The sequence below is a fragment of the Paracoccus sp. MBLB3053 genome (genome assembly GCF_031822435.1).
GTDB classification, from domain to species: Bacteria; Pseudomonadota; Alphaproteobacteria; order Rhodobacterales; family Rhodobacteraceae; genus Paracoccus; species Paracoccus aurantius.
In genome coordinates this window covers 1463709-1485080 of the sequence record NZ_JAVQLW010000001.1, presented here as the reverse complement: position 1 = coordinate 1485080, position 21372 = coordinate 1463709, and the positions used below count along the sequence as shown (strand labels likewise).

At 62.2% G+C, this 21372-nt stretch carries 24 protein-coding genes; all 24 read right to left on the bottom strand.

Features of this window, described 5'->3' with window-relative positions:
* Window positions 1–5: 5 nt before the first annotated feature.
* Window positions 6–1682: a ribonuclease J gene (locus tag RGQ15_RS07515; protein ID WP_311159595.1), complete on the bottom strand. Its 1677-nt coding sequence runs from the start codon at window positions 1680–1682 to the stop codon at window positions 6–8.
* Window positions 1675–2454, bottom strand: a complete 780-nt coding sequence (locus RGQ15_RS07510) for a type III pantothenate kinase (RefSeq protein ID WP_311159594.1) — start codon at window positions 2452–2454, stop codon at window positions 1675–1677. Before RGQ15_RS07510 ends, RGQ15_RS07515 begins: the two co-directional genes overlap by 8 nt.
* A 5-nt stretch (window positions 2455–2459) precedes the next feature.
* Complete coding sequence (locus RGQ15_RS07505; protein WP_311159593.1) at window positions 2460–3218, bottom strand: biotin--[acetyl-CoA-carboxylase] ligase; 759 nt, start codon at window positions 3216–3218, stop codon at window positions 2460–2462.
* A complete protein-coding gene (gene nuoN / locus RGQ15_RS07500; protein WP_311159592.1) occupies window positions 3211–4713 on the bottom strand; it encodes an NADH-quinone oxidoreductase subunit NuoN in 1503 nt (500 codons plus the stop codon). Before nuoN ends, RGQ15_RS07505 begins: the two co-directional genes overlap by 8 nt.
* A gap of 9 nt (window positions 4714–4722) precedes the next feature.
* Window positions 4723–6264, bottom strand: coding sequence for an NADH-quinone oxidoreductase subunit M (locus RGQ15_RS07495; protein WP_311159591.1), 1542 nt, complete (start codon window positions 6262–6264; stop codon window positions 4723–4725).
* 1 nt (window position 6265) lies between these two features.
* Window positions 6266–8437: an NADH-quinone oxidoreductase subunit L gene (gene nuoL / locus RGQ15_RS07490; RefSeq protein WP_311159590.1), complete on the bottom strand. Its 2172-nt coding sequence runs from the start codon at window positions 8435–8437 to the stop codon at window positions 6266–6268.
* Between the two features lie 6 nt (window positions 8438–8443).
* On the bottom strand, window positions 8444–8749 hold the full coding sequence (gene nuoK / locus RGQ15_RS07485; protein ID WP_311159589.1) for an NADH-quinone oxidoreductase subunit NuoK: 306 nt from the start codon (window positions 8747–8749) through the stop codon (window positions 8444–8446).
* Window positions 8750–8846: 97 nt separating this feature from the next.
* On the bottom strand, window positions 8847–9449 hold the full coding sequence (locus RGQ15_RS07480; protein WP_311159588.1) for an NADH-quinone oxidoreductase subunit J: 603 nt from the start codon (window positions 9447–9449) through the stop codon (window positions 8847–8849).
* Entirely contained in the window at window positions 9446–9850 is a 405-nt protein-coding gene (locus tag RGQ15_RS07475) for a carboxymuconolactone decarboxylase family protein (protein WP_311159587.1), read from the bottom strand. The genes RGQ15_RS07480 and RGQ15_RS07475 overlap by 4 nt, the downstream gene beginning before the upstream one ends.
* Window positions 9847–10338 carry an NADH-quinone oxidoreductase subunit NuoI gene (gene nuoI / locus RGQ15_RS07470; protein ID WP_311159586.1) on the bottom strand — a complete coding sequence of 164 codons (492 nt, stop codon included), beginning with the start codon at window positions 10336–10338 and terminating at the stop codon, window positions 9847–9849. The genes RGQ15_RS07475 and nuoI overlap by 4 nt, the downstream gene beginning before the upstream one ends.
* Window positions 10338–10520 carry a hypothetical protein gene (locus tag RGQ15_RS07465; protein ID WP_311159585.1) on the bottom strand — a complete coding sequence of 61 codons (183 nt, stop codon included), beginning with the start codon at window positions 10518–10520 and terminating at the stop codon, window positions 10338–10340. Before RGQ15_RS07465 ends, nuoI begins: the two co-directional genes overlap by 1 nt.
* 3 nt (window positions 10521–10523) lie before the next feature.
* On the bottom strand, window positions 10524–11561 hold the full coding sequence (nuoH, locus tag RGQ15_RS07460; RefSeq protein WP_311159584.1) for an NADH-quinone oxidoreductase subunit NuoH: 1038 nt from the start codon (window positions 11559–11561) through the stop codon (window positions 10524–10526).
* A gap of 18 nt (window positions 11562–11579) precedes the next feature.
* A complete protein-coding gene (locus RGQ15_RS07455) occupies window positions 11580–12353 on the bottom strand; it encodes a hypothetical protein (protein WP_311159583.1) in 774 nt (257 codons plus the stop codon).
* 6 nt (window positions 12354–12359) lie between these two features.
* Complete coding sequence (gene nuoG, locus RGQ15_RS07450; protein ID WP_311159582.1) at window positions 12360–14378, bottom strand: NADH-quinone oxidoreductase subunit NuoG; 2019 nt, start codon at window positions 14376–14378, stop codon at window positions 12360–12362.
* Between the two features lie 139 nt (window positions 14379–14517).
* Window positions 14518–14958, bottom strand: coding sequence for a hypothetical protein (locus RGQ15_RS07445; RefSeq protein WP_311159581.1), 441 nt, complete (start codon window positions 14956–14958; stop codon window positions 14518–14520).
* 8 nt (window positions 14959–14966) lie between these two features.
* Window positions 14967–15371: a DUF5333 domain-containing protein gene (locus RGQ15_RS07440; RefSeq protein WP_311159580.1), complete on the bottom strand. Its 405-nt coding sequence runs from the start codon at window positions 15369–15371 to the stop codon at window positions 14967–14969.
* Between the two features lie 175 nt (window positions 15372–15546).
* Window positions 15547–16842, bottom strand: a complete 1296-nt coding sequence (gene nuoF / locus RGQ15_RS07435) for an NADH-quinone oxidoreductase subunit NuoF (RefSeq protein WP_311159579.1) — start codon at window positions 16840–16842, stop codon at window positions 15547–15549.
* A gap of 7 nt (window positions 16843–16849) precedes the next feature.
* The gene (locus RGQ15_RS07430; protein WP_311159578.1) at window positions 16850–17119 is read right to left on the bottom strand and encodes a DUF5337 domain-containing protein; all 270 of its coding nucleotides are present in this window, start codon (window positions 17117–17119) and stop codon (window positions 16850–16852) included.
* Window positions 17119–17742 carry a hypothetical protein gene (locus RGQ15_RS07425; protein WP_311159577.1) on the bottom strand — a complete coding sequence of 208 codons (624 nt, stop codon included), beginning with the start codon at window positions 17740–17742 and terminating at the stop codon, window positions 17119–17121. Before RGQ15_RS07425 ends, RGQ15_RS07430 begins: the two co-directional genes overlap by 1 nt.
* Window positions 17743–17784: 42 nt before the next feature.
* The gene (gene nuoE, locus RGQ15_RS07420; RefSeq protein WP_311159576.1) at window positions 17785–18522 is read right to left on the bottom strand and encodes an NADH-quinone oxidoreductase subunit NuoE; all 738 of its coding nucleotides are present in this window, start codon (window positions 18520–18522) and stop codon (window positions 17785–17787) included.
* A complete protein-coding gene (locus tag RGQ15_RS07415) occupies window positions 18522–19760 on the bottom strand; it encodes an NADH-quinone oxidoreductase subunit D (protein WP_311159575.1) in 1239 nt (412 codons plus the stop codon). Before RGQ15_RS07415 ends, nuoE begins: the two co-directional genes overlap by 1 nt.
* A 55-nt stretch (window positions 19761–19815) precedes the next feature.
* Window positions 19816–20433 (bottom strand): NADH-quinone oxidoreductase subunit C, encoded by a 618-nt coding sequence (locus RGQ15_RS07410; protein ID WP_311159574.1) that lies wholly within the window; start codon window positions 20431–20433, stop codon window positions 19816–19818.
* A 3-nt stretch (window positions 20434–20436) separates the two neighbouring features.
* On the bottom strand, window positions 20437–20970 hold the full coding sequence (locus RGQ15_RS07405) for a NuoB/complex I 20 kDa subunit family protein (protein ID WP_172645167.1): 534 nt from the start codon (window positions 20968–20970) through the stop codon (window positions 20437–20439).
* Entirely contained in the window at window positions 20961–21326 is a 366-nt protein-coding gene (locus RGQ15_RS07400; RefSeq protein ID WP_311159573.1) for an NADH-quinone oxidoreductase subunit A, read from the bottom strand. The genes RGQ15_RS07405 and RGQ15_RS07400 overlap by 10 nt, the downstream gene beginning before the upstream one ends.
* Window positions 21327–21372: the final 46 nt, after the last annotated feature.

Below are 21372 nucleotides of genomic sequence, written 5' to 3'. Positions count from 1 at the left end.
TCAAGTCATTCCGCTGCGAGACGCGAGATGATGACAGTCACCTCGGGTTTCTTGCCGATTTCCTCCATCGAAACCTGCCGGGTGATCTTGCGCACGGCCTCTTCCAGGCGGTCATCATCCCTCGCCGTGCGGTCGTCGACGCGTTCAAGGAACTCGGCAAGCTCGCTTTCGATATTGCTGGCAAGTGGAACGCGGGCCCGACCCAGTTCGGGCAGGCCCGAAAGCTCGACCCAGGCATCGGGAAGCGGATTGTCATCCTCATCCACGATGACCGAAACGAGGGCGTGGCCGTTCAAAGCCATGCGGATGCGATCCCGGACAACGCCGTCCATGGCCCCGATCAGGACCGAGCCATCCAGATAAAGCCGGCCCGAATCGATCTGGTCGACGACACGTGGCCTGTCGCCCGCCAGATCGACCATCATGCCATTCGTCACGACCATCGAGGGGATGCCCCGCGCCTCGGCCAGCTTCATATGCTCGCGCAGATGCATGTGTTCGCCATGCATCGGGATCACGATCTGCGGCTTGAGCAGTTCATGCACCGCCTCGATGTCCGGGCGGTTCGCATGCCCCGAAACGTGATACATGCCGTCATCGGCATCAAACAGATCGACGCCCTTTTCGCTGAGCTGGTTCATGATGCGGATCACGCCGCGCTCATTGCCCGGAATGGTGCGCGAGCTGAACAGGAAGCTGTCGCCTTCTTTCAGTTCAATCCCCAGATAGCGGCCGCGCGACAGCTGGGCACTGGCGGCGCGGCGTTCCCCCTGGCTGCCGGTGACGATCAGCATGACCTTGTCACGCGGCATCTCGGCGGCTTCTTCGGGGCTGATGACGGGCGGGAAGCGATCGATGATGCCCGTTTCGATTCCTACGGTGATCATTCGGCGCATGGCTCGGCCCAGAAGGCAGATCTTGCGGCCCGCAGCGACACCCGCCTCGGCCAGCGTGCGCAGGCGCGCGATATTGCTCGCGAAGGTCGTCGCGACGACCATCTGCTTCTGCGACGTCACGAAATCCAGCAGCGGATTGGCCAGCACCGCCTCGGAGCGACCGGGATGCGTCGAGAAGATATTGGTCGAATCGCAGGTCAGGACTTTGACCCCCTGCCCCTCATGAGCAATCTCGTGCCACAGGATCGGATCGAAGGGTTCACCGATGACCGGCGTGCCGTCCAGCTTGAAATCGCCCGTATGGACAATGCGGCCGGCCGGCGTGTCGATCACCAGCGCCGAGCTTTCGGGGATCGAGTGGCTGACAGGGACGAACTGCACCTCGAACGGCCCGGCCGAAATCACCTCGGGGCGCGGGGCGTGGATATGGATCTGGTCGACCGGCTGGCCCAGCTCTTCCATCTTGAGACGGGCGATCGCGCCGGTAAAGCGACGGCAATGGATCGGCTTCTGGATCTTGCCCCACAGCAGGCCAAGCGCGCCGACATGGTCTTCATGCGCGTGGGTAATGAAGATCGCATCGATCCGGTCGCGATTGTCCTCGAGCCAGGCGACGTCGGCCATGATCAGGTCGATGCCCGGTGCACTGTCCATGTCGCCGAAGGTCACGCCCAGATCGACGACGATCAGCCGTTCCTTGCCCGGCTCGCCATAACCATAGACATAGGCGTTCATGCCGATTTCGCCCGCGCCGCCCAGCGGCAGATAAATCAGGCGCTCAGCCATTGGCCATCTCCTTGTTGTAATCGTGGATCAGGCGCAGGCCGTGCATGGTCAGGTCTTCCTCGATCGCATCGAAAAGATCAAACCCTTGATCGAAGAGTGGCGCAAGTCCGCCTGTCGCGATGACCTTCATCGGACGCCCCCTCTCTTCGCGGATCTTCTCGACGATCCCCTGCACAAGGCCGATATAGCCCCAAAATATGCCTGACTGGATGCAGGCGACAGTATTCGTGCCGATCACCTTTTCAGGCATCGTGACATCGACATGGGGAAGGCTCGCGGCCCCCATGTGAAGTGCTTCGAGGCTCAGGTTCACACCCGGAGAAATCACGCCCCCAACATAACCCCCGTCCGTGTCGACCACGTCGAAGGTGGTCGCGGTACCGAAATCGACAACGATCAGGTCGGACCCGTGACGATCAAAGGCCCCAACGGTATTCACAAGCCGGTCCGGCCCGACTGTCGTGCCCTGATCCACGCGCGGTGCAACGGGCAAAAGGCAATCTGGCTTGCCCACCACCAGCGGACGCGTGTCGAAATAGCGATTGCAAAGCACCCGAAGATTGAACACGACCCTCGGCGCGGTAGAACTTATGATGCAGTCCGTGATCGTCAGGTCCAGCTTCTGCAGCGTCATCAGCGTCGAAAGCCAGACAAAGTATTCGTCCGCAGTGCGGCGGTGATCGGTCGCGATTCGCCAAGTTGCGCGGAAGCGTTCGCCATCCCAGACCGAAAACACCGTATTGGTATTGCCGGTGTCAATGCAAAGCAGCATGCGGATCAACCTCCGAAAAACACGTCGGCAGCGGGTAGGCAGCGGCGACCGGCGGACGTGCTCAGTACGAGGGCACCCGTGTCATCTATACCCTCGAAAACGCCCTTCGTTTCCTCTTGCCCGGTCCGGGCAAGGATCGTTTCGCCAATCCGCGCAGCACGCGCAAGCCAGGCCGAACGGATGGGGGCGAATCCATAAGTTTCAAACTGCCCGAGCCAACGCGCAAAGGCGGGTGCGAGAAGGTCGAGAAACTCTTCGGGTGAAACGGTCAACCCGGTTTCCGCCAGGACCGAGACAGGCGCAATCGCCCTTTTCTCGACCGAAGCGGGATCGGGTGCGGCAGCCAGGTTCACCCCGATCCCAACGGCCAGCCCGGTCAGGTCTTGGCCCGCCCCGGCGCTTTCGAGCAGGATACCGGCGACCTTGCCGCCGTTCAGCAGCACATCGTTCGGCCATTTGATCGCAAGCCGCGCGGAAGGCCCGCAGGCATCTTTCAGCGCATCGAAGAGCGCAAGCGCGGCCACGAAGGAAATCTGCGCGGCTGCGGCCGGCCCACCCTTCGGCCTCAAGAAAAGCGTGCCGGCGAAGTTACCCGCCGGCATTACCCATTCTCGACCGCGGCGACCACGACCGGCCACCTGTTGATGTGTCATGAACCAGGCGGGACCGCTTAGCGACGAGGCGAGGCGGATCGCCTCGCTATTCGTGCTGTCTGTGCGGGCCAGGACATGCCGGCCCACGCCTTCGGGCCAGGGATCACTCAACGCGTTCAGGCTCGGCCGGAAGCATTTCAGCCGCCGGCTGGGCATCTGCGCTGGTCGGGGCAAGCAGGCTTTCCGCTGCGCGGCCTGCGGCCGCGTCCACTCCCAGCATGCTGACGGCACCGAACAGCATGGCTGCAGCCGGGATCATCAGCGCCAGGTATTGGACCGGACCCATGCGGCTGGTCACGCCATCATTCTCGGCGCCGAAATACATGTAGTAGACGATGCGCAGGTAGTAGAAGGCGCCGATGACCGATGCGATCACGCCCATGACCGCAAGCCAGCCCATGCCCGCATCGACTGCCGCATTCAAGACGCCGAACTTTGCGAAGAAGCCCAGGGTCGGCGGAACGCCGGCCAGGCTGAACATCAGCACCAGGACGGCCAGCCCCTTGGCAGGATCGGTCCAGGCAAAACGGTTCAGCGAAGCAAGGTCCGTGACCGGGGTTCCGTCCCTCTCGAGAGACAGGATGAAGGCGAAGGTGCCGACATTCATCACCGCATAGATGGTCATGTAGATCAGCATGGCCTGGACGCCAAGCGACGAGCCCGCAGCAAGGCCGACCAGCGCAAAGCCCATATGGGCGATCGACGAATAGGCCATCAGGCGCTTGACATTGGTCTGACCGATCCCGGCAATCGAGCCCAGGAACATCGACATGACGGCAAGGGCGGCGATGATCTGGCTCCAGTCACCGATGACCTGGCCAAAGGCATCAAAGACCAGGCGCGCGATGAGGGCCATGGCCGCAACCTTCGGCGCCGAAGCGAAGAAGGCCGTCACCGGGGTAGGCGAGCCTTCATAGACATCGGGCGTCCACATGTGGAACGGCACAGCCGAAACCTTGAAGGAAAGACCAACCAGCATGAAGACTAGGCCGAACAGCACACCCAGGGAAAGCTGACCCGACTGCATCGTCCCGATGATCCCCGCAAAGCTCGTGGTACCGGCAAAGCCGTAAACCAGCGAGGCCCCGTAAAGCAGCAGCCCCGAGCTGAGCGAGCCCAGCACGAAATACTTGAGGCCGGCCTCAGAAGAGCGCGCAGAATCGCGGCGCATCGCGGCCACGACATAGAGCGACAGCGACTGCAGTTCGAGCCCCATGTAGAGCGTCAGCAGATCTCCGGCCGAGACCATCAGCATCATGCCGACGATCGACAGAGTGATGATGATCGGGAATTCGAAGCGCAGCATCTTGCGGCGCTCAAGGTAGTCGACGCTCATCGCCAGCACAGCGGCACCCGAGACGAGCATGACAACCTTCGCAAAGCGCGAGAACCCGTCATCGATGAACATGCCGTAGAAGGCCGCCATGTCTTCGCGGCCGCCAAGGCCGATCATGGCTGCGACGACAAGCAGGGCTGCGACGGTGGCCCAGAGCAGCGTCCGGGCCAGCTTGTCCTTGCCGAGATAGGCCCCGACCATGAGAGCGGCCAGCGCGTAACCGGCCAACAGCGCCTCGGGCAGAATGGTCGTGAAATCGAGCGAGGTCATATCCGCCCCCTAGTGGCTTGTCGCAGCCGCGGCGGTTTCGACCACCGGCTGGCTTTGGTTGTAGTCATTGAGCAGCGCGGCAACGGCCGGGCCGGTCACATCGGTCACGAGACGCGGATAGACACCAAGGATCAGTGTCATTGCGATCAGTGGGACGAAAATCCAGCGCTCGCGCGGGGTCATGTCGGTGATGGACTTCAGGCTTTCCTTGATCAGCTGGCCAAGCGTCACGCGGCGATAGAGCCACAGCGCATAACCGGCCGACAGGATCACGCCAGATGCCGCGACCAGGGCAACCCAGGTATTGGCTCGGAACGTGCCCAGAAGCGTCAGGAATTCGCCGACAAAGCCCGAGGTTCCGGGCAGGCCGACATTTGCCATGGTGAAGAACATGAACACCGTCGCGTATTTCGGCATGCGGTTCACCAGGCCGCCATAGGCGTCGATCTCACGCGTGTGCATCCGGTCGTAGATCACGCCCACACAAAGGAAGAGCGCGCCCGAGATGAAGCCGTGCGACAGCATCTGGAAGATCGCGCCATCGACACCTACCTGGTTCGCGGCGAAAATCCCCATGGTCACGTAGCCCATGTGCGCGACCGAGGAATAGGCGATGACCTTCTTCATGTCGGACTGCGCCAGCGCCACCAGCGAGGTATAGACAATGGCGATCGCCGACAGCCAGAAGACAAAGGGCTGCATGATGTCGGACGCGACCGGGAACATCGGCAGCGAGAAGCGCAGGAAGCCGTAGCCGCCCATCTTCAAGAGAACCGCGGCCAGCAGGACCGAACCCGCGGTCGGAGCCTGAACGTGCGCGTCGGGCAGCCAGGTATGGACCGGCCACATCGGCATCTTGACCGCGAAGCTGGCAAAGAACGCGAGGAACAGCAGCATCTGCGTGCCGCCGACGACGGTCAGGCCGAGCAGGCGATAGGTCTCGTGCGGGAAGTCGAAGCTCAGGAGCGTCGGAATGTCGGTGGTGCCCGCCATGCGGTACATGGCGATCATCGCGACCAGCATCAGCACCGAACCGAGGAAGGTATAAAGAAAGAACTTGAAGGCCGCATAGATGCGGTCCTTGCCGCCCCAGATGCCGATGATCAGGAACATCGGGATCAGCCCCGCCTCGAAGAACAGGTAGAACAGCACGAGGTCAAGCGCGGTGAACACGCCGATCATGAGCCCTTCCAGCACGAGGAAGGCAATCATGTATTCCTTGACCTTGTTGTCGACCTGCCAGCAGGACAGGATCGTCAGCGGCATCATGAAGGTCGTCAGAAGGACGAACAGGACCGAGATCCCGTCCACGCCCATCTTGTAGCGCAGCCCCATGATCCAGGCATGATCCTCGACGAACTGGAAGCCGGTATTGGCCGGGTCGAACCCGATCAGCACGAAAAGCGAGATCAGGAAGGTTGCCGTCGTCGCCAGCAGTGCAAGCCATTTTGCATTCTTCGCCGCGGCCTCGTCCTGACCGCGCAGGAACAGGGCCATGATGATCGCGGCAACGATCGGCAGGAAGGTGATGATGGAAAGTAGGTTCGTCATATCAGTGCGCGCCCCGCATCATCACCCAGATCAGAAGACCCACGATGCCGACGACCATCGCGAAGGCATAATGGAACAGATAGCCCGATTGCACCCGGACCGCTGCGCGCGTCAGACGCGGCACGAGCCCCATGGCAACCCCGTTGATCGCCCCGTCGATCGTGGCCCCGTCGCCCTTTTTCCAAAGGACACGGCCAAGCCAAAGCGCCGGGCGGACGAAGATGAAGTTGTAGATTTCGTCGAAGTACCACTTGTTGAGCAGGAACTGATAAAGCGCGGGCTGGGCCTTTGCCAGTTTCGCCGGGATTTCCGGGCTCCGGATGTAGAAGATCCATGCGGTGAAAAGCCCGAGCAACATCGCGATGAAGGGCGAGACCTTGACCCAAGAGGGTGCGTGGTGCGCTTCGTCCATTATGTGATTGTCGGGTGCCATGTAGATCGCTCCGCCGACCGGGGCCTCGACTGCGGCGTGACCTTCGGTCGCATGCGCGTCCGCGGCATGGCCTGCCGAAGTGTGATCGCCTTCGGCCATGGCCGTATCCGCCGAGGCGTGATCGGTAGCGGCTTCTTCGGTCACATGCTCGACCGGAGCGGTGGCGTGCTCGGCAGTGGCTTCGCCGTGACCTTCCTCGGTCGCTTCATGACCACCGGGCATGTGGAAGAAACTGGTGACCTTGTGATGGTCGCCGAAGAAGGGACCATACCAGACCATGCCGGCAAAGATCGCACCGATCGCGAGGACGCCCAGAGGGATCGTCATGACGCGCGGGCTTTCATGGGCATGTTCATGCGCATGATGGTCGCCGCGTTCCTTGCCGTAGAAGGTCAGGAAAATCAGGCGCCAGGAATAGAAGCTGGTGAAGCAGGCCGCGATCACGAGCATCCAGAAGGCATAGGTATTGCCCGCATAGGCGCTTTCGATGATCGCGTCCTTGGACAGGAAGCCCGCGAAGCCGATATGGGTCAGCGGAATGCCGACGCCGGTGATGGCGAAGGTGCCGATCATCATCGCCCAGAAGGTCAAGGGGATCTTCTTGCGCAGGTTGCCGTAGTTCCGCATGTCCTGTTCGTGATGCATCGCGTGGATGACCGAACCGGCGCCGAGGAACAGCATGGCCTTGAAGAAGGCGTGGGTCAGCAGGTGGAACATCGCCGCCGAATAGACGCCGACGCCCGCGGCCACGAACATGTAGCCGAGCTGCGAACAGGTCGAATAGGCGATGACGCGCTTGATGTCGTTCTGAACGAGGCCCACGGTCGCCGCGAAGAAGGCCGTGGTGGCACCGACGATGACGATGAAGTTCTTGGCGTCGGGCGCGAATTCATAAAGCGGCGACATGCGGCAGACAAGGAAGACGCCCGCGGTCACCATGGTGGCGGCGTGGATCAGCGCCGAAACCGGGGTCGGGCCTTCCATCGCGTCCGGCAGCCAGGTGTGCAGGAAAAGCTGTGCCGACTTGCCCATGGCCCCGACGAAAAGCAGGAAGCCCAAGAGGTTCGCCGCATTCCATTCGGTCCACAGGAAATGCATCTGGGTCTGCGCGATTTCCGGAACCTGGCCAAAGATCGTGTCGAAGCTGATCGAACCGGTCAGCCAGTAAAGGCCGAAGATGCCCAGCAGGAAGCCGAAGTCGCCGACCCGGTTGACGATGAAAGCCTTCATCGCCGCGGCATTGGCACTGGCCTTCTTGTAGTAGAAACCGATCAGCAAGTACGAGGCGACCCCGACGCCCTCCCAGCCGAAGAACATCTGCAGGAGGTTGTCCGCCGTCACCAGCATGAGCATGGCGAAGGTGAAGAACGAGAGATAGGCGAAGAAGCGCGCCTTGTAATGCTCGTGATGGTGGTCCCAGTTGTCGTCATGGGCCATGTAGCCGAGCGAATACATGTGCACCAAGGCCGAAACGGTCGTCACCACGATCAGCATGATCGCGGTCAGGCGGTCGAGACGGATCGACCATTCACTGACGAAATCCCCCGACACGACCCAGTCCATGACGGGGATGTGGCGCGGCACGCCGTCAAAGCCCAGGAACAGCACCCAGCTGAGCAGGCAGCACAGGAACAGGATTCCCGTGGTCAGATATTGCGCGGCTTTCTCGCCGATCAGGCGCCAGCCGAAGCCGGCGATCAGCGAGCCCAGAAGGGGCGCGAAGAGGACTACCTTTTCCATACCTTCTTATCCCTTCATCACGTTGACGTCTTCCACCGCGATGGTGCCGCGGTTGCGGAAGAAGACCACGAGAATGGCAAGGCCGATGGCTGCCTCGGCAGCCGCAACAGTCAGGATGAACATCGTGAAGACCTGGCCGGCCAGATCACCCAGATGCGACGAAAAGGCGACGAAGTTGATGTTCACCGCCAACAGCATCAGTTCGATCGACATCAGGATGACGATGACGTTCTTTCGGTTCACGAAGATCCCGAAAATGCCGGTGACGAAAAGTATCGCCCCCACGACAAGATAATGAGTCAATCCGATCATCTTCCTGGTCCCTCCGGGTCTTCACCCGTTGAAATATCCGTTCGCTAGTTGGGCCGCCCCGCGGCGGCCCCGATTGGCTTTCGGCAGCCGGCCGGGCTTAGAGCCCCTGCCCCGGCTTCACGTCTTTCAATTCCATCGTCTTGGCCGGGTCGCGCCACATCTGCTCAAGCACGTTCTGGCGTTTGATGTCGCGGCGGTGGCGCATGGTCAGCACGATCGCTCCGATCATCGCGACCAGCAAAATCAGGCCGGCGATCTGGAAGTTCAGCAGGTAGCGATCATAAATCACCAAGCCCAGGCCCTGAGTGTTCTGGACGCCCTCGGCCATCGGCGCGACGCGCAGGCTTTGCGCGGTCTCGGCCGGGGTCCAGCCCGAAAAAGCGATCCCAAGCTGCGCCAGCAGCACGACGGCGATCACCAGCGCAAGTGGCAGGTAACGTGCCAGTTCGCCCTTCAATTCGGCGAAGTCCACGTCAAGCATCATGACGACGAAAAGGAACAGCACCGCAACGGCGCCGACATAGACGACGACCAGCAACAGGGCGACGAATTCCGCGCCCTGCAGCACGAACAGCCCCGCGGCCGAAAAGAAGGCAAGGATAAGCCACAACACCGAGTGAACCGGGTTGCGGCCGATCACGACCATGAAGCCTGCGACACAGGCACTGATCGCAAACAGGTAGAAAGCGAAGGTCATCATTCCTCGTCCTCCTCGGCATAGACGCTCTGGGCGATCTCGAGCGCCTTCTGCATCGCAGGCAGCCCGCCGAACATGCTCATCTGAAAGATCGTCTCGGCGATCTCGCGTTTCGTGGCGCCGGCCTCGAGCGCCTGACGGATCGTCATGCGCAGCTGCGGCTCGGCAAGCGCGCCCTGAACGGTAATCGCGCCGATGGTGAGAAGCAGACGCGTCTTGGCGTCCAGCCCCTCGCGGTTGAAGGTCTTGCCGAACCACATTTCAAGCATGTCGGCCGGCATGATGGGCACCAGCTTTTCCATTGCGCGCATGTCGAAATGTTCGAGCGCCGGGTTGAAGGCGCGCGCCATTTCCTGGCCCGAGGCCAGCATCTGCGCGAAAAGCTTGGTGAACGCATCACTCATCTGTAGGGCGCATCCAGTTGCAGGTTGCGGGCAATCTCGGCTTCCCAGCGCTCGCCATTCGCAAGGAGCTTTTCCTTGTCATAGAACAGCTCTTCGCGAGTCTCGGTCGCGTATTCAAAGTTCGGACCCTCGACGATGGCATCCACCGGGCAGGCTTCCTGGCAGAAGCCGCAATAGATGCATTTCGTCATGTCGATGTCATATCGCGTGGTGCGCCGCGAGCCGTCCACACGCGGTTCGGCATCGATCGTGATGGCCTGAGCCGGGCAGACCGCTTCGCACAATTTGCAAGCGATGCAGCGTTCCTCGCCATTCGGGTAGCGGCGCAGGGCGTGCTCGCCGCGGAAACGGGGCGAGAGCGGGCCTTTTTCATGCGGGTAGTTCAGTGTCGGCTTGGGCGACACGAAATAGCGCATCCCAAGGCCGAAACCCTTGATGAAATCCCACATCAGGAAATACTTGGTCGCCCGCGCGAAATCGAAGGCCATCAGAATTGCTCCCCTTTCCTGGGTGCCGCGAAGCGGTCGAATGCGGCGACGTATTCGCGCACGCGGGCGCCGTCCTTGGCATGCTCCGCCGTGTCGAGATTATTGGCGAGGAAATGGGCCAGTTCGATCTTGTCGGTCTCACTGGCTTTGGCGAATGCCTCGGCTAGCTTGTTGGAATACATCCCTTACCCTCCGATCGTGAAGCGGGCCCAGAAACCACCGAACACTTCGTAGCGCGCAAGGATCGCGACCAGGACCACCCAGCCCAGCGACAGGGGCAGGAACACTTTCCAACCGATCCGCATGAGTTGGTCGTAGCGGTAGCGCGGCACGATCGCCTTGACCATTGCGAACATGTAGAACCAGAACCACATCTTGATGACCATCCACCACCAGCCATCGGCGATGAACGGCACGGGCGAAAGCCAGCCGCCGAAGAACAGCAGCGAAAGCAGCGCGCACATCAGGTAGATCGCGATGTATTCACCGGCCATGAAAAGCAGGTAGGGGGTCGAGGAATATTCGACCATGTGGCCCGCGACCAGCTCCGATTCAGCTTCAGCAAGGTCGAAGGGCGGGCGGTTCGTTTCGGCCAGTGCCGAGACGAAGAACAGCACGACCATCGGCAGGTGCGGCAGCCAGTACCAGTTCAAGAGGCCCCAGTCGCCCTTCTGGGCATGCACGATCTCGGTCAGGTTCATCGAGCCCGACGAGATGATGATGCCGATAATGATGAGGCCCATCGAGACCTCGTAGGAAATCATCTGCGACGCCGAACGCAGCGAGGCGAGAAACGGGTATTTCGAGTTCGAGGCCCAGCCGCCCATGATCGAGCCATAGACCTCGAGCGAGGAGGCCGCGAAGACGAAGAGGATGCCCACATTGATGTTCGCCATGACCCAGCCTTCGTCGAAGGGGATCACGACAAAGGCGAATAGCGCCAGCATCATGGAAAGGAAGGGGGCAAGGAAGAAGATGAACTTGTCGGCCCCGGCGGGGATGACGATTTCCTTGACGATGTATTTCAGCGCGTCGGCAAAGGTCTGCAGCAAGCCCCAGGGGCCGACCACGTTGGGACCGCGGCGCATCTGCACGGCAGCCCAGATCTTGCGGTCACCGTAGACCATGAAGATCAGCGAGCCCATGACGAAGGCGATGACGGCGAGCCCCTGCAGCAGCAGGCTCAGCGCGAAACCGTAGGATGAGGCCCAAAATTCAGCCATGATCTTTCGTCCCTCTCATCACGCCGCGGGAATGCCGCGCGACTTGCATTCCTGCAAGGTGTCTTTCGTTGTCATCACCGTCAGCCCCATCGGTTTCTTCTCTGAAAGAGTGAAAACCGAGCCGACGACCATCTTGCCATTGCGTTTGTCGCGCAATGTCCGAATGTGGCGAGCGTAGGGGGTCCCGTTCGCATCCGCCCAATTGGCCAGCGCGCATGTGGCATAGGCGAACGCGGTGTCGGCGTCCACCCCACCACGCAGATTTGCCGTCACTTCGACCAGACTGTTCCCGGATTTGTTCGTGCGGGCCCATGTCTTGACTGCCGCCCCCTCGAAGTCCTTGGGATCGGCGGCAAAGCTCGTTGGCAGGTTCAGACGCATGGGCTTCGTGCGCGCCTTGAATTCGGCCAGCGCCTTTTCCTGCGCGGTCATTCCGCGGCTGCGCACCGGCCCCATGCTGGGCACGCCCGACAGATCGAGATCCAGGTTTCCGTTCAGCGCCATCAGATCCGCCTCGCTTACCGCAAAGGCATCCCGGCCCTCGGGGCTGTCCAGCGTCATCTCGCTGACAGACCCATCGGGCTCGAGAATCAGGATGTCGCCCGACTTGGTCGAGATCCGACCGCGCGAGATGACCTGCTTGTCGGGTGCCCCTGCATCGCTGTGAACGACGGCCACGTTCAATTCGTCGGGCTTGCTCGGAGGTCGCGTTTCAGCGGTTTCGCCCGAGCAGCCCGCCAGCAATGCCGCTGTCAGCCCCAATCCGAACAGTCCTGCCACGCGGCTCGCCATCAAACCTCACTCCGCTGCCATTGCCGGCGCCCGCCGCGCCGCCGCCATTGCCGAAAGCTCACCCATCAGCGGCGAAGAGCGCGCGATGGGGTTGGTCAGGTAGAAATCCTTCACGGCCAGACGGAAATCCGCCTTGCCCATGTCGCGCAATTCGAGTGGCTGCCAGGCATTGGCCGGCACGCTGTCGATCTGCGCGAGATGCGGCACCGCCTCGATCAGCTTGCGGCGCAGACCCGCCAGGCTGTCCCAAGGTAGCGTCGCGCCCAGTTCGGCCGAAAGCGCGCGCAGGATCGCCCAGTTTTCCTTGCCCTCGCCCGGCGCGAAGTTCGCGCGCATGGCCAGTTGCGGACGGCCTTCGGTGTTCACGAAAAGACCGTTTTCTTCGGTATAGCATGCACCCGGCAGGATAAGATCGGCGCGATGCGCGCCACGGTCGCCATGGCTGCCCTGGTAAATGACAAAGGGGCCGGCTGCGATTTCAACCTCGTCGGCGCCGAGGTTGTAGATCACCTCGGCGCCCTCGATGGCCGCGGTAATGCCACCTTCGGTCACGGCGCCCACATCCAGTGCACCGACGCGGCCAGCCGCAGCGTGCAGCACCAGAAGCTTACAGCCGCCCAGTTCGCAGATCCGCATCGCATGGGCCAGGACGGCCTCGCCATCCGCTTCGTTCAATGCGCCCTGCCCGACGATCACCAGCCCCGGAGTACCCGCCTCATCGGCGAGGTCCTGGTTCAGCAGGTCGGCAAGCGCCGCGCGATCGGTCCCGAGATGGGCGTAATCATAGGTCAGATCTGCGGCCGTGCCGATCAGCGCCACATCGGCGCCGTTCGCCCAGGCCTTGCGGATCCGGGCATTCAGCACCGGCGCTTCCTCGCGCGGGTTGGTCCCGATCAGCAGGATGCGCTTGGCGCTGTCGATATCGGCGATCGAGGCATTGCCTACATAGGCCGAGCGGTTTCCGGCAGGCAGCCGGGTGCCGTCGGTGCGGCTTTCGACCTTGCCGCCCAGACCTTCGATCAACTGCTTCAGGCTGAAGGCCGCTTCGACCGGAACGAGATCCCCGATCAAGCCGGTAACCTTCTTGCCCTTCATGGCACGGGCCGCAGCTTCCAGTGCCTCGGGCCATGAGGCCGGGCGCAGCTTGCCGTTTTCACGGATGTAGGGCTTGTCGAGACGTTGGCGGCGCAGCCCGTCCCACACGAAGCGCGACTTGTCGCTGATCCATTCCTCGTTCACACCATCATGGTTGCGCGGCATGATGCGCATGACTTCGCGGCCCTTGGTGTCGATGCGGATGCTGGAACCCAGCGCGTCCATCACGTCGATCGACTCGGTCTTGGTCAGTTCCCAGGGGCGGGCTGTGAAGGCATAGGGCTTCGAGACAAGCGCGCCGACCGGGCAGAGGTCGATGATGTTGCCCTGCAGGTTCGAGGCCAGGGTTTCATTCAGATAGCTGGTGATCTCGGCATCCTCGCCGCGACCGGTCTGGCCCATCTGGGTGATGCCTGCGACCTCGGTGGTGAAGCGCACGCAGCGCGTGCAGCTGATGCACCGGGTCATGTGGGTCTCGACCAGCGGGCCAAGGTTCAGGTCCTCGGTCGCGCGCTTCGGTTCGCGATAGCGGCTGAAATCGACACCGTAGGCCATGGCCTGATCCTGCAGGTCGCATTCGCCGCCCTGGTCACAGATCGGGCAGTCGAGCGGGTGGTTGATGAGCAGGAACTCCATCACCCCTTCGCGGGCCTTCTTGACCATGGGCGAGTTGGTCTTGATCTCCGACGGCGCACCCTCTGGGCCGGGGCGCAGGTCCTTGACCTGCATCGCGCAGGATGCCGCGGGCTTCGGCGGGCCGCCGACGACCTCGACAAGGCACATGCGGCAGTTGCCGGCGATCGACAGCCGCTCGTGATAGCAGAAACGCGGCACCTCGACCCCGGCCAGTTCACAGGCCTGGATCAGGGTCATGTTCGGATCGACCTCGATAATCTTGTCGTCGATCTTGAGCTTGCGAAGATCTGCCATCTTGTCTTTCCTTATCCGTCGCGGTGACGAAGCATCGTCTTGCCGGAACGCGATCCGGCGGCTCTCGCGCGATTCAATTGCTGGCCGAAGGCTGGCCCGGTTTTCAGTTCCGCATTCAATTCCAACCGCATACCCCCCATCACTGCACCCTGACGAATGAGCGATGCAGGACCTTGACGATGCGTTCCTTCACGCCCCGGCGCAGGACGACAGTCATCGCGTCGCGGTCTCGGTTGAAGCTCACCGTCGCGTGGATCGGCTCGCCCGCGGTGTAGCGAAGCGCGCGATTTGCGGTCGTGGTGTAACGGCTACCGTCCGAGCGCCAGCATGCGATCTCTGCCTGATCGGCATTGCCTGTGATGCGCAGGATCGGCTTGCCTGCAAGGTTGCGTGTGACCTTGGTGCGCACCCCCGGGCCGCTGGCATCACAATTGATGTCCAGAGGCGCGAGCGTGTCGAACTCGAGGTAGAATTTCTGAGCGGTCGGGGCGAATGGGTCGGAAGGCTCGCCCGCAAAAGCGTCCGCCGCGATCATCGCGGCGGCTGAAGCTGCCATCAACGCCAGCCCCATGCGATTCATCCACGCCTTCATTTCGCCACCAGAAAGCTGCCGATAAGGTTCTTGTCGGCAATGGCCTGCTGACCCACGGCGCAATAGCTTTGCGCGTCGCCTTTCCTTGCGCCCTTGCGGTTCAGGTAGTCGTCGGCCACGGCATAGATGCGCTTCTTGTCTTCCTTGCTGTCGAGGAAGGCATCGATTTCCTTTGCGGAATATCCCTTCTGCTCGGCATAGCGCTTGAGTTTGCGTGCCTCGCCATAGGCATAAAGTATCCGCGCGTCCAAGGTCGGACATTCACGACGGATGCGGTCCGCGATCCGCGCCGCGATCAGCCGGTCGTTCACGTATTTTTCCTGGCTCAGCGGCTCGAGCGCGACTGCAGGTCCCGCTGCAAGAAGCGTCGCGGCGATCAGCGCGACAGCAATCGGTTTCATGGCATATGCCTCCTTGTCATGACGCTTCGTCATAACATGGGGCTCCTGCCCGGACCGGACACCAAGACGCGAGCCGGCCGTGATCCCCCGCCCATTCCGGCAGGCACGCAAGCGCGCGGCCCCCGCCATGGGGGACCTCCAAGCCGGAATGTCGAAGGGAGGAACCATTGTTGGATTACTCCGCGGCCATGGCGCCCATGCGCCCGGTGCGTTTGGCCTTGATGCGGTCCTCGATCTCCTCGCGGAAATTGCGGATCAGGCCCTGGATCGGCCAGGCGGCCGCGTCGCCGAGGGCGCAGATGGTGTGGCCCTCGACCTGCTTGGTCACGTCGAAGAGCATGTCGATTTCCTCGACCTCGGCCTCGCCGCGCACCAGGCGGTCCATGACGCGCATCATCCAGCCGGTGCCTTCGCGGCAGGGCGTGCACTGGCCGCAGCTTTCATGCTTGAAGAACTTGGAGAGGCGCCAGATCGCCTTGATGATGTCGGTGTCCTGATCCATCACGATCATGCAGGCGGTGCCGAAGGACGAGCGCAGCTCGCGCATGCCGTCATAGTCCATGATGGCGTTTTCGCATTGCTCGGCGGTCAAGACCGGGCAGGATGCGCCGCCGGGGATCACGGCCTTGAGGTTCTTCCAGCCACCGCGCACGCCGCCGCCATGCTTCTCGATCAGTTCGCGCATCGGGATCGACATGGCTTCTTCGACGACGCAGGGCGTGTTGACATGGCCGGTCATGCCGAACAGCTTGACGCCCGCATTGTTGGGACGGCCGAAGCTTGCGAACCATTCGCCGCCGCGACGCAGGATGGTCGGGACCACCGCGATCGATTCGACGTTGTTCACCGTCGTCGGGCAGCCATAAAGACCCGCGCCCGCCGGGAACGGCGGCTTCATCCGGGGCATGCCCTTCTTGCCTTCGAGCGATTCGATCAGCGCGGTCTCTTCGCCGCAGATATAGGCACCTGCGCCGTGATGCAGATAGAGGTCAAAGTCCCAGCCCGAACCGGCGGCGTTGCGGCCAAGAAGGCCCGCGTCATAGCATTCGTCGATGGCCAGTTGCAGGGCCTCGCGCTCGCGGATGAACTCGCCACGGATGTAGATGTAAGCCGCGTGCGCATTCATGGCGAAGCTGGCGATCAGCGCGCCCTCGATCAGGGTATGCGGATCGTGCCGCATGATCTCGCGGTCCTTGCAGGTCGCGGGCTCGGATTCGTCGGCATTGATGACCAGATAGGCCGGACGGCCGTCCGATTCCTTGGGCATGAAGGACCACTTCAACCCGGTCGGGAAGCCTGCGCCGCCACGGCCACGCAGGCCCGATGCCTTCATCTCGTTGATGATCGAATCGCGGCCGCGCTGGATGATCCCGGCGGTGCCGTCCCAGTGGCCGCGCTTACGCGCCCCGGCCAGGCTGCGATCGCCCATGCCGTAGATGTTCGTAAAGATCCGGTCCTGATCGTTCAGCATCCCAAATTCATCCTTGTCCCTGCGAGGGCGCATTGCGCCGCCGCCAGATCCGCCAGGTCACCAGAAGCGACCAGATCAAGGCCCCCATCGCCACAAGATCGGCGAGGAAGGCGTATTTCGCGGGCCAGCCCATCTGACCCCCCAACCATTGCAGCCCAAGCCAACCCAGCATCGTGACGGCGATCACCACCGCCACCAGCCGCATCTGGCCCGGATCGGCCGACGCCGCGACAGGGGCTGCCGCGCGCGACGAGCTATCCTTTGCCGGGCGAGGCATCAAGTGCTCTCGCCACGATCGACCAAGCGCGAATGCTCGGTCTCACCACCTCGGGCCAGCAGCCTCGCCTGACCAACCCAGTCATCCGCCTCGATCCGGCCACCCATCCGGCCCAGCCGATGGGCGAATTCCGCGACGGCGGCATCGTCCCAGGCGGCGATCTGATCGAAGCGTGTCACGCCGTTTTCATTCAGCCAGACCGAAAGCTTTTCGCCGACGCCCTTGATGCGGCGCAGATCATCGGGCTGCAGCTCGGAAGCCGTGACCGGTGCCGGAGTGGGCCTGGGTGCCGGCATGGCCCCGGCCATGATCGGCATCTGCGTCGCAGAGGTGACCGGCTCGGGGCCGAGCGATGCCGAGACGAGCATTGCGGTCGGCTGATGCTCGACCGCCTCGCGTTCCCAGTCGAGGCCCGTCATGCCATCATCGCCTTCGAACAGGTCGGGCCGGGTGCCGCATACAAGCCAGACCATCAGCGCGCCGAACAGTGCGAAGGTGATAAGGCCCAGGAACAGCCCGCCGGCCAGACCCAGCTCACCGATGCCCGAAGTGAACAACAGCACCACGACCCCGGCAATCGCGCCCAAGATCCAGCAATTCCTGTTGCAAACCGATCGTTCCATGGTCAGCAGCTTCCCTGTCTACCCGAGGCCGGCATTTGGCCCTTAGCCGTTGATATCACCCTTTTCCGTCTCGGTCACTTTGCCGAGCCAAGGCGTCGTGATCGGCACCTCGGTGCCGTCGATACGCTTCACTGTGTCGCCCAGCTTGACCGCAATGGCGACGCTGCCGTTATGCGCCTCTCCGGATTCGGCGGTCAGCGTGGTCGCTCCGCCCAGCGGCTCGGCCGAGAAGCGACCGTTCTGCGGGCCGGGAACCGGAACCTCGCCCGCCGCGAAGCTGTCGATCAGCGCCGACAGCTTCTCGACGGTCAGGTCTTCGTAGAAGTCCTTGCCGATCTGGGCCATGGGGGCGTTGGTGCAGGCGCCGAGGCATTCGACCTCTTCCCAGCTGAAACGGCCATCGGCCGACAGGGCATGGGGCTGGGCCGCGATCTTTTCCTTGCAGACCCGGATCAGGTCTTCCGCGCCGCAAACCATGCAGGTCGTGGTTCCGCAGATCTGGATATGCGCGACGGTCCCGACCGGTTGCAGCTGGAACATGAAGTAGAAGGTCGCCACTTCCAGCGCGCGGATATAGGGCATGCCCAGCAGATCGGCGCAATATTCGATCGCCGGCCGCGACAGCCAGCCTTCCTGTTCCTGGGCGCGCCATAGAACGGGGATGATCGCCGATTGCTGGCGACCTTCCGGGTATTTGGTGATCTGGGCCTGAGCCCATTCAAGGTTCTTGGGGCTGAACTCGAACGAGTCCGGCTGAACAGGGGAAAGACGGCGCAGCATCAGCGGTCAACCTCTCCGAAAACGATATCAAGAGTGGCGATGATCGCCGGAACGTCGGCCAGCATGTGGCCCTTGGACATCCAGTCGATCGACTGGAGATGGGCAAAGCCCGGAGCCCGCAGCTTGGCGCGCCACGGCTTGTTCGTGCCATCGGCAACCAGGTAGACGCCGAATTCACCCTTGGGCGCCTCGACGGCGGCGTAGACCTCACCCGCCGGGACCTTGAAGCCCTCGGTGTAAAGCTTGAAATGATGGATCAGGCTTTCCATGTCGCGCTTCATTTCGCCGCGCCTCGGCGGCGTCAGCTTGCCGCGCGCCAGAACGTCGCCGGCCGGCTCGGCCCGCAGCTTCTGGATCGCCTGCTTCATGATCTTGCAGGATTCGCGCATTTCCTGCATGCGGATCAGATAACGATCGTAGCAATCGCCATTCTTGCCGACCGGGATCTGGAACTCGAACTCGTCGTAGCACTCATAGGGCTGGCTGCGACGCAGGTCCCATGCCAGGCCCGAGCCGCGCACCATGACGCCCGTATAACCCCAGTTCAGGCAGTCTTCCTCGGTCACGATGCCGATATCGACCAGGCGTTGCTTGAAAATCCGGTTCTCGGTCAAGAGCGTGTTCAGGTCATCACACAGACGCGGGAAGCGCTCGCACCATTCTTCGATATCATCGAGAAGGTCTGGCGGCAGATCCTGGTGAACCCCGCCGGGACGGAAATAGGCCGCGTGGAGACGGGCGCCGCAGGCGCGTTCATAGAACACCATCAGCTCTTCGCGGGCCTCGAAGCCCCAAAGCGGCGGGGTCAACGCGCCGACGTCAAGCGCGCCGGTCGTCAGCCCCATCAGGTGGTTCAGGATGCGCCCGATTTCCGAATAAAGCACCCGGATGAGGCTGGCGCGACGGGGCACGACCGTTCCGGTCAGACGCTCGATCGCCAGGCACCAGGCATGTTCCTGGTTCATCGGCGCCACATAGTCGAGGCGGTCGAGGTAAGGCAGGTTCTGCAGATAGGTGCGGCTTTCCATCAGCTTCTCGGTGCCGCGATGCAGCAGGCCGATATGCGGGTCGGCACGTTCGACGATCTCGCCGTCCAGTTCCAGAACCATGCGCAGCACGCCGTGCGCGGCGGGGTGCTGCGGGCCGAAGTTGATGTTGAAGTTACGGATGCTCTGTTCGCCGGTCAGGGCGTCCATCGATCCGTCGTCATAGCTGTTCTTGCGGATGTCGCCGTCCATGGTCATCCCTTACATGCGATGCGTGGCGCGCAGATGAAGCTGCGCCGCTCTGCGGTCACTTTTTCGCCTCAGGCGCCTTCTCGTCGCCCGGAAGCACATATTTCGCGCCTTCCCACGGGGACAGGAAGTCGAACTGGCGATATTCCTGAACGAGGTTCACGGGCTCATAGACCACGCGTTTCTCAACATCATTCCAGCGCACTTCGACATAGCCCGTGGTGGGGAAGTCCTTGCGCAGCGGGTAGCCCCGGAACCCGTAATCCGTCAGGATACGGCGCAGATCCGGATGACCCGAGAACAGTATCCCGAACATGTCGAAGATCTCGCGTTCATACCAGTTCGCGCCCGGGAAAACCCCGATCAGCGATGGGACAACCTCGTCCTCGCGGACCTGAACCTTCACACGGATGCGGTGGTTCTGGTACATCGACAGCAGATGATAAACCACGTCGAAGCGCGCCGGGCGCGACGGGTTATCGACGGCCGTGATGTCGATCAGCGTCGAGAAGCGGCAGTTCGCGTCATTTCGCAGGAACTCGATCAGCCCGACCAGGCCCGAGGCCGTGACCGTGACGGTCAGTTCATCGAAGGCGATCTCGGTCGAAACGACGTCATTCGCGCGACGCAGTGAAACATGCTCGGCCAGTTCGGCCAGGGCTACGGTATCGACCATGGCTTACCTCACCAGAGTGCCGGTGCGCCGGATGCGGCGCTGGAGTTGCAGGATGCCGTATAGCAGCGCCTCGGCAGTCGGGGGGCAGCCCGGAACATAGATGTCCACGGGCACGATGCGGTCACAGCCACGCACCACGGAATAGGAATAGTGGTAGTAGCCGCCGCCATTGGCGCAACTGCCCATCGAGATGACATAGCGCGGCTCGGGCATCTGGTCATAGACCTTGCGCAAAGCCGGGGCCATCTTGTTCGTCAGCGTGCCCGCGACGATCATCAGGTCCGACTGACGCGGGGACGCGCGCGGCGCGGTGCCGAACCGCTCGAGGTCATAGCGCGGCATCGAGGTCTGCATCATCTCGACCGCGCAGCAGGCCAGACCGAAGGTCATCCAGTGCAGCGAGCCATTGCGCGCCCAGTTGATGATGTCCTCGGTCGTGGTCAGCAGGAAACCCTTGTCCTGCAGTTCGCGATTCAATTCGGCGGTAGCGAATTCACGATCCGCACCGGCCGTGTTGGCACCGGTCATCACGCCCATTCCAGCGCCCCTTTCTTCCATTCATAGGCAAAGCCAACCGTCAGGACGCCCAGGAAAACCATCATCGACCAGAAGGCCACATCGGTCAGGCCCGCAAAGCTCACGGCCCAGGGGAAGAGGAAGGCGACTTCGAGATCGAAGATGATGAACAGGATCGAAACCAGGTAGAACCGGACGTCGAACTTCATCCGCGCGTCGTCGAAAGCGTTGAAGCCGCATTCATATGCGCTGACCTTTTCCGGGTCCGGATTGCGGATGGCAACGATGGCGGCGGCGAGAATCAGCACGATCGCCAGCGCTGAGGCCATTCCCAGAAAAACCAGGATCGGCAGATATTCTTGCAGCAGGTATTCCACTGGATTTGGGCTCCCTTTCGCTCGCAGGAACCCGGTTGGCGCCCCG